Source organism: Haloterrigena sp. H1, from assembly GCF_005938085.1.
Lineage (GTDB): Archaea > Halobacteriota > Halobacteria > Halobacteriales > Natrialbaceae > Natrinema.
Map to the genome: position 1 here is coordinate 37,314 of NZ_SMZK01000003.1, position 13,087 is coordinate 50,400.

10 protein-coding genes and 1 pseudogene are annotated in these 13,087 nt (G+C 53.6%); 7 read left to right on the forward strand and 4 right to left on the reverse strand.

Annotated features, from left to right (window positions below; translation table 11 throughout):
- Positions 1-295: 295 nt before the first annotated feature.
- Positions 296-1,489: pseudogene (locus E2L06_RS18395) on the reverse strand (IS701 family transposase).
- A gap of 731 nt (positions 1,490-2,220) precedes the next feature.
- On the opposite strand from E2L06_RS18395, the gene E2L06_RS18400 reads away from it, so the two are divergent.
- From E2L06_RS18400 to E2L06_RS18415, 3 genes are all read left to right on the forward strand, one after another.
- The gene (locus E2L06_RS18400) at positions 2,221-3,363 is read left to right on the forward strand and encodes a tyrosine-type recombinase/integrase (RefSeq protein WP_138783052.1); all 1,143 of its coding nucleotides are present in this window, start codon (positions 2,221-2,223) and stop codon (positions 3,361-3,363) included.
- An 876-nt stretch (positions 3,364-4,239) separates the two neighbouring features.
- On the forward strand, positions 4,240-4,443 hold the full coding sequence (locus E2L06_RS18410) for a hypothetical protein (protein ID WP_138783053.1): 204 nt from the start codon (positions 4,240-4,242) through the stop codon (positions 4,441-4,443).
- A gap of 942 nt (positions 4,444-5,385) precedes the next feature.
- On the forward strand, positions 5,386-6,066 hold the full coding sequence (locus E2L06_RS18415; protein WP_138783054.1) for a LiaF domain-containing protein: 681 nt from the start codon (positions 5,386-5,388) through the stop codon (positions 6,064-6,066).
- 92 nt (positions 6,067-6,158) lie between these two features.
- Here the strand turns inward: E2L06_RS18415 and E2L06_RS18420 are convergent, their stop codons facing one another.
- The gene (locus E2L06_RS18420; RefSeq protein ID WP_138783055.1) at positions 6,159-6,533 is read right to left on the reverse strand and encodes a hypothetical protein; all 375 of its coding nucleotides are present in this window, start codon (positions 6,531-6,533) and stop codon (positions 6,159-6,161) included.
- A 296-nt stretch (positions 6,534-6,829) separates the two neighbouring features.
- Between E2L06_RS18420 and E2L06_RS18425 the strand changes: the two genes are divergently transcribed.
- The 3 genes from E2L06_RS18425 (at position 6,830) to E2L06_RS18430 (ending at position 8,980) form a co-directional block, all read left to right on the forward strand.
- Positions 6,830-7,327: a bacterio-opsin activator domain-containing protein gene (locus tag E2L06_RS18425; protein ID WP_249361521.1), complete on the forward strand. Its 498-nt coding sequence runs from the start codon at positions 6,830-6,832 to the stop codon at positions 7,325-7,327.
- Between the two features lies 1 nt (position 7,328).
- Entirely contained in the window at positions 7,329-7,451 is a 123-nt protein-coding gene (locus tag E2L06_RS22580; protein ID WP_249361522.1) for a helix-turn-helix domain-containing protein, read from the forward strand.
- A gap of 557 nt (positions 7,452-8,008) precedes the next feature.
- Entirely contained in the window at positions 8,009-8,980 is a 972-nt protein-coding gene (locus E2L06_RS18430) for a transcription initiation factor IIB family protein (protein ID WP_138783056.1), read from the forward strand.
- A gap of 60 nt (positions 8,981-9,040) precedes the next feature.
- On the opposite strand, the gene E2L06_RS18435 is transcribed toward E2L06_RS18430, so the two are convergent.
- Entirely contained in the window at positions 9,041-9,595 is a 555-nt protein-coding gene (locus tag E2L06_RS18435; protein ID WP_138783057.1) for a hypothetical protein, read from the reverse strand.
- A 506-nt stretch (positions 9,596-10,101) separates the two neighbouring features.
- Here E2L06_RS18435 and E2L06_RS18440 point away from each other — a divergent pair.
- Positions 10,102-11,001, forward strand: coding sequence for a methyl-accepting chemotaxis protein (locus E2L06_RS18440; RefSeq protein WP_138783058.1), 900 nt, complete (start codon positions 10,102-10,104; stop codon positions 10,999-11,001).
- A gap of 543 nt (positions 11,002-11,544) precedes the next feature.
- Here E2L06_RS18440 and E2L06_RS18445 read toward each other — a convergent pair.
- Complete coding sequence (locus E2L06_RS18445; protein ID WP_138783059.1) at positions 11,545-11,814, reverse strand: HalOD1 output domain-containing protein; 270 nt, start codon at positions 11,812-11,814, stop codon at positions 11,545-11,547.
- Between the last annotated feature and the right edge of the window lie 1,273 nt (positions 11,815-13,087).

Consider the following 13,087-nt stretch of genomic DNA (forward strand, 5'->3'; position numbering starts at 1 on the left):
CGACATTCGTGTTCTCCTCGTATCAGCAAGCGTGTGATGTCTATTTTACTTCATTTACCGGGGCAATCTCCGACCATCGGTACTTTCACCGAACTCTGGTGAATCATTGGACTATCTATATATGTGGCATCACACATGGCTGAGAGAACTCGCTCAAAGCCGGGTTGAGGAACTTGTACTACGGTTTTTGTACTTGTTAGTTGGGAGCAAAGAATCATTGGCTACTGAGGATTCCAACAAAACCACCTGAGAATATTCTCTCTATTGGCACTGTCTAGATATTTAACTTCGCACGTTAGATGAACATCACGTCGATCTCCTGCATCAGCTGGTCGATGTTCCAGTTTTCACTGTTGAGTGCCCACGACAGAAGGTTCTGAACGCTTTCGCCGAAAGAACGTTTAACGTCGTTACGAAGCGAACTTGCTTGTGAAATCACCGTTCCTAGAGCGCTGTCGGCAATCCCGAGCTTCAGGTGGCTGTAGGCCAGCATCAGCAGGTGCCAGTGCGACTGGCACCTGCGGCATGTCGGAGCTCGCAGGCTCCCAAACCGAGGTCTTGCTTCGTGTCTCAAAAGAACGTCTCGATCCACCATCTCATCGCGTACAACACGATGAGATGGCTCGCTTTCGCGTCGATTTTGTCGAGACGACGTACTTCACGCTAAGTTCGTCTTCATCTTCGTCTGTCTCATCCTCCGAGGGGTTGCCCGATTCTTTTTCGGTAATCAGGTGCTTCACCTCTCCAAGACGTGCAACGCCGCGTTTCTACGTACAGATGTGGTACGTATCCTCACCAATCGTCCGCTTCATTTAACGAACGCGCTGGGCGAGCGCATCAACACGGATGCACTTGCCCGCGTAGGTGACGCGAGTGTCGCTCTCGACTGCTGAAACCCACTGCTTGCGGTACGATTCGAGGTGCGTGACGAATGCTTCCGAGCAGTAGCTTATGTCAAAGAGATAGGTGCCCGCCGGGACACCTATCTCGACGAGTTCGTCGACGAGGTCGATCGCTAATTCGATCCGCGTCTTCGCGTTTTTCTCGTAGAGGCAGAAGCTGAGTGGGTACGTGGCTTTTTCGTCCGCGTAGAGAGCGTAGATGAGGTTTTGTCCCCAGATGTAGCAGCGTTTGGTGTGGTCGTAGAACTTCCCGACGTTAGGAATCCGTTTGCCAGTCTTGTGAGTGAAGGCGTCGTCATCTCGAAGATACCTTCACGGCTCCATGCGGTTTCGTTGTGTGCTTGGAGGAGCGCGAGCCGTTCTCTGTTCAGCTGACCAGTGTCCCAGTTATACTTGGCGAGGAACTTGTTCAAGGCTCGTTCGCTTTTCGCAGGAAGAACGTGTATTGAGATTCCCTCGACGGTCTTGTTACTGGCCGCAACAAGACCTGTAACGTAGGTTTTCGCATGGTGTTTCTGCCGCGTCGAAAAGCACTCTAGCTCATCAATCGGAGCAGTGCAGGAGAGAAACGACGTGATCGGCAGCATCAGTCTCTCTAGATCGCGGATCGCGATAAACGTGCGAAGTCAAGTAACTAAACACGATTGACTATACCGCTTCAAGGTTCATGAACGCTGAAGCGGTTCAGAAAGAACACTGCATTGTATTCCTGATTACTCTTGAGTCCGGTAAACCGAGGTTCACTCGCTGCCTCCGCGTCGTTCGGCGATTTTACTCTTGAGTATGGGGTGCGCACCACCTCTCGCTACGCACTGGAGTAGCTCGAAATATGATCTAAGTGTTGCCCAGTTGGTGGTTTGTAGAAATCCAAACGCAGAATCTGTGCAAGTAACTAAACACGATTGACTATACCGCTTCAAGGTTCATGAACGCTGAAGCGGTTCAGAAAGAACACTGCATTGTATTCCTGATTACTCTTGAGTCCGGTAAACCGAGGTTCACTCGCTGCCTCCGCGTCGTTCGGCGATTTTACTCTTGAGTATGGGGTGCGCACCACCTCTCGCTACGCACTGGAGTAGCTCGAAATATGATCTAAGTGTTGCCCAGTTGGTGGTTTGTAGAAATCCAAACGCAGAATCTGTGGTTCCAAACGCGAGAAAATCTATACAGCTTTATTTGGTTTATAGAATATAATTCTGCACGCTCGAGTACCCGAGACTGCCGAAATCGCCCTCGAGAGCCGTTTTCGAATGCACTTGTTTAAATACCAGTTTAACCAAGGGACTTTACGAGGGTCGACACTGTACCCCATATACGAATGTCTGGATCGACGGAACGCCGAGCTTCCTCCGGGGGGACGGCCGTCCACGAAGCCATCGAGAGCTACCTTCGGTACAAGATCAACGCCGACGGCTCGAAGACGACCATGCGCTCACCACTGCGTGAGTTCGCCGACCACTGTCGAGACGAGCGTGACCTCGAGTTCGTCGACGACCTCACACCCCACGATGTCCGCAGTTATAGTGAGCACCTCTACGACCGTGTCGTGATCGACGAGGACCTGGCGGCTTCAACCGCGGACAACTACTTCGCCTATGTCCGAGCTTTCCTCTCCTGGTCGGTGCGAGAACAACACCTCGAGTCGAACCCGGCGAATACGAACACCGCGATGGACCCGCTGCCAGAGGACGACGGGAAGCGCAAGCGCCAGTATTGGTCTCAAGAAGACCGCGAGACGTTGCTCGAGTACGCCACCAAGCGTGTGGATATGGCTCTCGAGGGAACCATCCGGACCGACGCCGAGACAGCCTTCCGTGACCGGGCGATCGTTGTCATGCTCGACGGAACAGGGGCGCGTGGTGCTGAGTTGTTCGCCGATCCAAAAGACGACAAGCGTAACGGCCTCCGGTGGAAGGATGTCGATTTCGACGAACGGCTGATCGAAGTCTACGGCAAGTCCCGTGAGTACGAACAGGCCCCGTTTCCTGCGAGTGTCCACGATGTCCTCAAACGATGGTACCGGGTGCAAGAGCCGACGACCGAAGCGTGGCCCGTCTTTCCGACTGGTCACTACGGCTCGAAAAAGCGCACACTCGAGGATGCACTCGGCGAGAAGGCAGTCTCTCGGGCGCTCGAGGATAGGGGTGACGCCGGGAAGACCGAGGTGCTTGACCGTCTACACCGCAAGCACGAGGTTCCGCCGCCGTCGATCTCGAAGGAGGGCGTTCGCCGACTGCTGAAACGGTTCACCGACGAAGCTGGGATTGATCCCGACGGCGAGTACGACTATCTGACGCTGCATGGCGCTCGGCGGGGACTCGGGCGCGACCTCTATACCAGCGGGATGTCCGAAAAGGCTCAGGAAGCGTTACGACACAACTCGATCGAGACTACTCACGAGGCATATGCTGACGTCAAGATGAAGGATGTCTCCGATTCGATTGACGACGTTCGTAGCTGAGAACGAACTCGAGTCGTACATCCGAACACTGTCGCGCTGCCGCAACCTCGTGGACAGCACTGTCGAGACGAAACGCTCACGACTCGCCACCTACGCGCGTCTATATCTATATATGTGGCAGCGCCGGTCTTGCTGATCGCCTCGGCGACCTTGAAAGTGAGGCGTCGAAGTTGCGCTATCTCGGCGACGTCTCGCAGTTCTACGAGTACCTGCAACGTCGGGGAAAGCTGCGTACAATCCCGCTGAGAGGATCGACATGGTGTATGGGTGGGGAACGCTCAGAACCCGACAATCCGGCCCTCTCGAGTGAGCAAGTTCGGCAGCTGTACGACGCCGTCGAGAGTCCCGACGAGGACTGCTGATCCTCGCGCTGTGTGGATGGGGCTTGCGTCGCAACGAGGTTGCGCGGGCTTGCACGTCTCCTAGCTCGTCCTCGAGGGCGATGGTCCACACATTCATTTCGAGGAACGCAAGAACGGCCCTGGTACGGTCGCGTTGCTCTATGGCCGCGAGACGCTTGCCGATCGGATCGACGCGCTTAGAGCGCTGATCGGGACTGGAGTGGGTATCTGTTCCCCTCGCACCAAGCCGAAAGCGGCCATGTCGTCGGCGAGATGATACAGGTGCGATTTCAATGGCTTGCCGAGCGGGCAGACGTCCAGGTGCGTGGTGAGATGCCGACCTCGAAAATGGGCCGGCACTTTTGGTATACGGCGTAGAGGGTGTCTAGCGATCCTACAGAGCAAACAATTGAAACCTGGTGTTCGATAATTGATGCAAATGAGTACCGTTGTAGTGAGTGCGAAGACTCGCTGCTTATGTTCGATAAGTAATTAAAAGAAAAGAACAAACAATAATGGAAACGAAATATATGCTATGAACAACGACAACCGAAAACTCATCGCGATGTATGTCGGGCTGACTTTTGGCTCCGCTTTCCTTCTCGCTATAGGGAGTGTAATCGGAATCGTAGATGTCCGTCTGAACAGAAGCCTGCTTGTGGCTTTTGTTGGAGTTACTACAATACTGTACCTCGGAATGGTCGTTACGTACAAAGCCGCGAGCAAGCACGTACCGTAGAGTGCTTGCTCAGCCGTGCCGCTTAGAGTCGAGGGATCTAGTGAATCACCAGACGATGGCGGGTTCGTCCGTTAATTCGAAGGAGTTGGTCGCGTCGCAAAGCCGTCTCGAGTTTGCCGCTGAGAGTCGCGACGACACCTACTACAGACAGGAGCGTGTCATAGAACTCTCTCCAAGGAGATTGTTTCCACCCAAAACTTCGTCGAATAGGCTGTTAGATAGAGCCTGCGAACTCGCCAAAGCATTTTGCCCCCAACATTTACTATATGGATATTGTCTGCAAATCTGTGAAGCAGTCAACTGATTGGGAGGCCATGCTGACTGCCCTCGCCGACCGGAGCCGTCGTCGTTTATTAATGGACCTAATTGAACACAATCCACAAGAAGATAGGGTAAATATCCCAGAGGACGTTCACATTGGTGAAGAGGAGTTAGAAGTCTTACAAACAGAGTTTGTCCATAACCATCTTCCAAAATTGGAGGCAGAGGGGTATTGGTGTTTCAACCTTCGACTTGTGAGTATCAGCATCCGTGCAGTGGCAGATTTGAGTTGTGAACTGACAGTAATGGCGTGCAAGACTTAGAGTGCGTCTCTTGCAGACTGTCCGGTTTTGAATACGGCCGTACTGCGCTGAATGACGTTGAGGCCCACGTCGAGCCAGCGAATCACAACCCCAACCTGAGTACCGGTCGAGTACTCTTTGTCGACGGGGACAGCCTGCTCATGAGCGTCCTCGCGGGGGAGCGTGCTGTCACAGCTTTTCGAGAAAACCGCCTTCTGGAGCACGGGGACCGGTTTCGGGACCCTCCTCGTTGGCATCCTCACCGAGTGGTTCGGGGAGTCACAGTCAAGTAGCGAGTTCGGAGCCCGACGAAATTTTCATATTGCGAATTTAACAATCGTGGACAACATTCATATCTGCCCTCTGAATGCTTGCAGGTATGGCATTATCGAACCGAGTGTCGACGCAGGAACTGATCGGCGCGGTCGTCGTGGTCGTCGGAATCATACTGTTGCTCGACACGACCGGGGTCGCCGAAACGGGATCGCTCCTTAACTACGTGCCGTCGCTTTTCGTCCTCCTTGGTCTGTACGCGCTGGTCACGAGCGGATTTCGCAACCTGTTCGGCCCTCTCTTGGTGATCGTGCTAGCCGGTGCTTGGCAGATAGCGGCGCTCGACCTCGTTCCAGAGGCTGACCTGGCTTCCTTCTGGCCTGCTCTCATCGTTCTCTTTGGCATCTCACTGCTTCTGGGGCGGATGCGGACGAAAGCGGAGGAGGTCAGCGAGCAGAGCGTGGACGGCATCGCCGTCTTCGGCGGCCGGAACCAGCGCGTGACTTCCTCGCGGTTCACGGGTGCGGATCTGACTGCGCTCTTTGGCGGGTACGAACTCGATTTGCGTGATGCTGAGGTGGCTGATCGTCCGGCGCGGATCAGCGCCATCGCCATGTTCGGAGGTGTCGATATCATCGTTCCCCGGGGCTGGAACGTTCGCCTCGACGTATTACCGATCTTCGGTGGTGTGGAAGACGAGCGCCCGCGCCGCGAAGAGGACCACGAGGAGATCGACCTGATCTTGACTGGCTTCGTCGCTTTCGGCGGGATCAGCGTGAACGACTGAGTTAGCTCTTAAAAAGTTCAGATTGATTATCGCGTTTGTTCCGCACCAATCGCTACTGATTTAGACAGCCTGTTAACCTGAATCTCGTTCTATCACTGCTTGCGGTGGTTAGTGAGTTTTGCCCGAAGCTCCGCGAGAAACCCCAGGATGAGTCCGAAACCGATGATGAAAACGAGTACCTGAAAAATGTATAGGGTGCCTGTGAGTAGGAGTGTGGTAAAAAGATACATCGCCAGTGCAACAATCACTGACAGAAGCCAGAAGCCAACGTCGTAGGCCGGTTTTTCCGTAGTGTCCCGTCCGACAGTGATGAGAAAAGTGGCACTGATGAGAAGATTGATGCTAGCAATTACAGCAGTTATAATAGGCGTGGCTGGTTGAACTACAAGGACTCCCATAGCGATAATCAAAAAGAGGAGTCCAGCCCCAACTCGTCGCTCCGGTTCCATGTCTTCAAAGATGGCCATGGACGAAATAGAGTAAAGCATACTATAAATTATCGCCCCGAATAACCTTCAATTCTACAACATTCGCGCTATGGATTCAGCAGACTCCGTTCGAACTACCGAGGAAATATCAAAAGTGACGTGAAACATGTAGAGGATATATTCACGGACACTGATCTATCGGCGAGTCACCCAGCAACTCCGTCCCTTCGTCACCGCCTTGCAGGCAACTCTGCTTTGCGGCTGGGCCACATACCTACAGTATAAGTGTCGTTCTTGAGTTCACTATCGACGCAGACCAGTTCAAACTCGGTGACGTGCTCACAGGAATCCAAGACACGACCTTTGAACTCGAACGGGTCGTCCCGATGGGCAATCACGTTGTCCCGTTCATCTGGCTCACGACGGACGCCGACATCGACACCGTGCTGGATGCGTTCGAAACGAAACTCATCGACCGTCCTAGTATCTCCGACGTGCAGGCCCTTGATAGAATAGAAAACGGCGCGTTGTACCGACTCACGTGGCAAGCACCTGACGAAGCCGTCATTGATGGAATCGTCCAGACCGATGCAACTGTCCTCGAAGCTCGCTCCCAGAGCGGAGCACGGTGGGAATTCCGCGTTCGATTTTCCGATCACGACGACCTGGGAGATTTTCAAAACATCCTGACCGAGAACAATGTCATGATCCACATCGAGCGCATCTACACTTCGCTGATGAAACTGACCGACAACGCCAGTTCGGGCTCTCGCTCGAACAACGCGAGGCGTTGGTTCTTGCATTTCGGAGGGGTATTTCGCCTCACCAAGTGAGGTGAGTCTCGACGAGTTAGCGGACGAACTCGGCATCACGAAACAGGCGGTTTCAAACCGGATACGACGTGGGAACGAGAAAGTCCTCGAAACGACGTTGCTGTCCACGGCAGTTGCCGGCTAGTCAATAACTCACACGAGAAAAAAGAGTTGACCCGTCAAAAGAGTCGCTTACTCATCGCCGACCAGTATCAGCGAGTGCATGCCAGACGGCCAGCACCCAGCAGAGAGGGACTCGCTTAACACTATGTTCGATGTCTTGAGTCACGGCACCCGGCGACAGATCCTCTTGGAAGTAGCTGATCACAATCCACGGACTGAAGCCGAGTTCGAAGTTGAAGAGTTCGCGGCATCTGTCTTTAGCTAAACCTCAGCCCTCGGCTGTGTAGCGGTAGCAGGTCTCTCTTGGAGTCTCGGTCGTTGTTGATGTCTTTTTGAGCGTCGTCGATCAGTCGCTCCAGTAACGGTGGCTCTCGCACTCGAAAACAACAGGGTTTCTTTGGGTCGCCTACCGATCTTACGACTCCTCGTTCGGTTCCTCCTCTTGATGTCAGGGCGAGTTGACTGATGTCTACAGAGACGATTTCCAGATGACGTTGAGACGGATGGTTAGTTGAATGAGTCTCAGTATGGGTCAAAATCATTATTTGACTTCCATACGAGTAGTCAGAATGTCCATTCATGGTGCGGCCAACGCAGCAGCGCGAACGCGACCAGATGCCGGTAACGGAAGCCGACGAACATGAAAGTGAGAGTGAAGAGCAGACGTGTCCTGAATGCGATTCAGGCGCTCTCGTTGCTAGCAACGATAGTAATGAAATCATTTGTGAGGAGTGCGGCCTCGTTATCGAAGAGCAAAATATCGATCACGGTCCAGAATGGCGCGCGTTCAATCATGCCGAACGGCAGAACAAAAGCCGGGTTGGTGCACCCACGACCCAGACGATGCACGACAAAGGGTTGACCACCCAGATTGATTGGAAAAACAAGGACGCACACGGAAGATCGATCTCCTCAAAGAAACGTAATCAGTTGCATCGACTGCGCAAGTGGCAAGAACGGATTCGAACCAAGGATGCAGGTGAACGAAACCTCCAGTTTGCGCTTTCAGAAATCGATCGCATGGCGTCGGCACTTGGTGTCCCCCGTTCTGTTCGAGAGGTCGCCTCCGTGATCTATCGACAAGCGCTCAGCAATGACTTGATTCGTGGACGGTCTATCGAGGGCGTCGCCACGAGCTGTCTCTACGCTGGCTGTCGCCAAGAGGGGATTCCGCGGAGTCTTGAAGAGGTGACTGAAGTCTCTCGCGTTGGGAAGAAAGAAATCGGGCGTACATATCGTTATATCGCTAAGGAACTTTCCCTCGAGATGAAACCAGCCGATCCTAAAGAGTACGTCCCTCGATTTTGTTCTAATCTCGAGGTGAGTGAAGAAGTGAAGATGAAGGCGATCGAAATTATCGATGAGTCTGCTGAACAGGGTCTGCTTTCAGGGAAGTCGCCAACGGGATTTGCGGCAGCAGCCATTTATGCGGCATCACTCCTCTGTAACGAGAAAAAGACCCAAAAAGAGATTGCTGAGGTTGCGCAGGTGACTGAGGTGACCATTCGGAATCGGTATCAAGAGCAGATCGAAGCGATGGGTCTCAATTGACACTGAGGCTGAGAAGGAGATACATCACTGTCACGGAACAGCTGACTGCTGTCAGACCGGCTACTCGTTGGCCGCGAGCTCGCCGAGAACACGGTCACCGAACGCAAGCACGAATAATGCGCCGACCAGATCAAAGACAATGTCGAAGAACGTGTCTTTTCGGCCGTACGTGACGAGTATCGGCTCGAGATCAAGGCGTTTCGCAGTTGCGTGAATAGCATACTCGATGATTTCCCAGACAAGCCCGAAACTGATGACAGCGGCAACGACCCGTGGGCCAGGGTCGCGACCCTTCCGGCGGCTGGCTACATAGACGATTCCGGCCAGAATCGACGAGGAATGTGCGTGTGTAAGGTGATCCCACCACCAGACGTCGTCATAGGGACCGAGCATGCCGACAGCATGAGTAACCATTGCAGTGTTCACATAAGCTCGCTGCCACGGCTTGAGTTTAACACCATACGCACGCGTGACGAACGTGGGAAGGTATGTGCCGATCGCCGCAACGACAGCATTGACAACTGCGCCTATATTCCGGCGTCGGAGTCCGACGAGGAATACCGTGAGCAGCGTATATCTAGTCTCACGACCCACTCCCTGTTCAGCTGTCGACATCTTTTGTATACGATAGACTGACTACGCGGGCCACATAGCAGTATCGCACCGGAGACGGACCCAGACGCCTCGGACAGTCTCAGTTAGTACTCGTCCATCGTTCTCAGTGACAGTCATAGACTCTCGATGCATGCTGACGACGATCTAGAACTGATTTCATCACGGTTGATACGTGGGCCTGCTTGCGATTACCGTAGCTCGATACTGAGGAAGAGCCGCTAGTGAGGACTCCTAGTTTTAAGTGATATCCATGACTATCAGTGAGGCAAGAAGATCGGAGAATATACCCACCGCTCATCGGTTTGGGTCGCAGGAGAAGGGGGCGTCAATTCGCCCCCTCGAGTTGGCTACTCAATCCTACGACCCGGATCGACATAAAAGTTCGCCTCTCGAGGAGCCATGGCTCTGTCCAACACGATATCTCGTCTCCTTCGAGAGTCGTCTCTCCCCCCAGCAGCATCGCGACTTGACCGACAACCAGCAGTACACGACCACAACGACCCTCCATGACAATTGGAAAAGATCCGGACGCAGTTGACGCAGAAACGCCCACTGACCACGACGTTGCCGCCGCTCTTGGCTTCGACAGCGTTGATACGCACACCAGCACTGAGCCGACGGCCGACGACGGTGATGATGTGCTCCCGAGTCGCGCAGAGATGTGGGCCATCATCCAAGAGCAGTCACAGACGATCGACCGCCTCGAGGAGCGTGTCGACGAACTCCAGCAGGAACAAAACCGCGCCGATCGCAACCGAAAGGAGATCGCCAGTCAACTCCACGAGATCACCGAGTCGGTTGCCGATACCGATGAGACAGCTGACCAAGCAAAGGAAATCGCAAAGACTGCGAACGCAAACGCTGAGCAGGCCAAGTCGATCGCCGAAACCGGTGAGACTGCCTTCGACCGCGAAGATCCAGAGGAACTGCCGGGTGACATCGAGCCCTCGAGCAGTCCATTGGATTTCCTTGCGAACTGCCGCCAGCACCGTGTCAAAAAACATCTCGTTGACCAGGGGACACCGCGGAAGAACCGATTCCGGGCACTCCTTGTGATGAAGCGCTGGGACGAGTTCGCAACCAAGCGCACGAACGGGAGCGGCATTTTCTGGACGCGAGACGATGTCCGGGATGCGCTCACTGCAATCCTCGGAAAGCGTCCCCACGCACAGACACTCAAGCGCGTATGGAACGAGATGATCGCGATCGGGAGTTCGGACGTCGATGTCACTGAACGACGTGTCTCTGCGAAACAGACACCAAAAGAGATCATTGTGATGGATATCGAGACTGCCGAGGGACTGTTTGAGTCTCGTTATCACCACCTCGAGTTGCTCGACTCGGATGGACAGGTCACTGGTGGCGTCACACCCGTTGTGACTCGAACCAACATGGCGGAGGTGTGAGAGAACGGCTGAATCCATCCCGAGAGGGAGAATCTCTCTGACGAGCAAACGAACGGATCTGGTCGTCGTCTTCGTTCGACGACGTCGCCGCTATCGCTAGCTGCAGGTGTAGGAGAAGATCCTCTCTTTCAGAGATAGTGTTTGTCCCTCTAACGCTTGTTCTGCAGAGATAGCTCTGGACCCACTCACAACGGGTGTGATCATGACCGGTCAGTTGTGGTCTGCACGATCGTCTCTTTTCAGGGTGGATGTCAATGACATCGTGTGACTAGTATGATGACACCCTATGCAGCAGAACACAATGAACTATTGTGTAGTATATGATAATTCGGAAAGACTGATATTGATTTAATCCAAACGATGACTTGGGCGGTGGGGAGATAGCGCTCACGCTCGGTCAGAGGCACATCTCAGACACACGGACCGTGTCGAATACTCCTCTCCACACGAGTCATCTGGGCCAAACAGTACGACTTGGAAGGGGTAGCGTTCGGTGGCTCCGTCGGTACCCTTCCTCGAGAAGTGATTTTTCGTTCGATTGTGTTACTCAACGAGCTCTGGCTCCTCTTTGACCGTGATTTCTGGTCCGTTGTCGAATTCGACAATAACCGTATAGCCATTGTATTGAAACTCGATCCGGCCAGATTGGGTCGTCCCGTTCTGACGTCCCGACGCAAAGAGATCGTCGAGCGCATCTGGATCGACCGCATCATACAATGGGGGAAGTTCCAGTGGATCCGTGTGTTCTCTTTTAGCAACGCAATCAACTATCTGCAAAGAAATATTACCATCTTCCCCAAGACTTCTTCCCATAGTGGTGGATAGACCTTTCGAGCACTAATATGTGACGCCAAATGTACCAATTTCTATGATCTCGTGGAGAACTTATTACTGGCTAAGCTGGAGAAATAGAGATCCGAAAGCGGTGTTGTGCACCAAACTTGAACAGCGTTGGTCATGACGAGGCACTGCATGACATTCTAAGACTCACCGCTATGGAATTTCGGAAGGCGGATATCGAGCTCGCTTTTGACTTGAAGCGAATCCAGGTCCTCTCCCACTTGGACTGGGAAATAGTGTCGGCGATGGGGATGGGGGGTAGTGCCTCCGTCAACATGGGGGAGCTGGAGGCAATTGATTGTTATTGGTGATCATTATTAACCATTTACATTCTGATCACTTATCCAACAGATTCATACGTGACATATCCTAAGAGCACACGTGGGGAGGGACAGTGTGGCTCTAATCGATCTCCAGACAGGGAATGCAGTCGATTCGAGACACATGGCTCCTCGCCGCAACTGGGATTGCTCCATCACTGTCTGGTGCCATCAGGATCTCAGATCACCTACCACTGACACACCACCTGGGACATGAGTGTGCCAACGTCGGCCTCTGGCCGGCGTTTTTGCAAGATGCTGAAGTCTATATCTGAAGCGACGGCCAACGGCGATGATGGTACTGACTGATCGACAAGAGAATCTCTTGGTCGCAGTCGAATTGACTGAGTTCTCAATTCATTACGAACAGGCCGATTCCAAACTCGTCGAACACGCTTAGCAGCTGGCCACCGATCATCTCCTCGAGCATGATGTTGAGTCCGCCAAAATCATCGCCGTTTTTGAGAGTGGGTAGGTGGATCAGAAGACAGCAGCAGGAGCAGCGTTGGTTTTACATCGGACCGCAGACAAGTAGGCACTCGCCTTGGTACAGTTGGGGAACAAGTTGATACTCCTATGGGACATATGACGGGTTGGCGCGGACAAGGTGGGTCAACCTACACCCCTGTATTGTTGCCCCTTCCTCGATCACAAGTCAGGGAACACTTGTCCACGCCAGCCGAGATCGGCACGTTCCACAAGATCCACAGCTGGTTTCGTCCTCCGATCTCTGGCTTTCGAGTACCATCCGGCCTTCGAGAACCTCACGCTGGCCTTTGGCCGACATTTCTGTGAACTCGAGGGTGTGTCGCCACTCACTCTCGATATAACGTCCTTCAAGAGGATCCTGACCCGCCCGGATGGGCTCGGGGTGAGAGCCGCCGGGCAGGGTGGGACAAGAGCGGCAGTGTAAGGGGCGTATCCTG

What these genes read in the sequence shown, in the direction of transcription:
- E2L06_RS18400 (WP_138783052.1), top strand. Translation starts at nt 2,221, where the DNA reads ATGTCTGGATCGACGGAACGCCGAGCTTCCTCCGGGGGGACGGCCGTC.
- E2L06_RS18410 (WP_138783053.1), top strand. Translation starts at nt 4,240, where the DNA reads ATGAACAACGACAACCGAAAACTCATCGCGATGTATGTCGGGCTGACT.
- E2L06_RS18415 (WP_138783054.1), top strand. Translation starts at nt 5,386, where the DNA reads ATGGCATTATCGAACCGAGTGTCGACGCAGGAACTGATCGGCGCGGTC.
- E2L06_RS18420 (WP_138783055.1), bottom strand. Translation starts at nt 6,533, where the DNA reads ATGGCCATCTTTGAAGACATGGAACCGGAGCGACGAGTTGGGGCTGGA.
- E2L06_RS18430 (WP_138783056.1), top strand. Translation starts at nt 8,009, where the DNA reads ATGGTGCGGCCAACGCAGCAGCGCGAACGCGACCAGATGCCGGTAACG.
- E2L06_RS18435 (WP_138783057.1), bottom strand. Translation starts at nt 9,595, where the DNA reads ATGTCGACAGCTGAACAGGGAGTGGGTCGTGAGACTAGATATACGCTG.
- E2L06_RS18440 (WP_138783058.1), top strand. Translation starts at nt 10,102, where the DNA reads ATGACAATTGGAAAAGATCCGGACGCAGTTGACGCAGAAACGCCCACT.
- E2L06_RS18445 (WP_138783059.1), bottom strand. Translation starts at nt 11,814, where the DNA reads ATGGGAAGAAGTCTTGGGGAAGATGGTAATATTTCTTTGCAGATAGTT.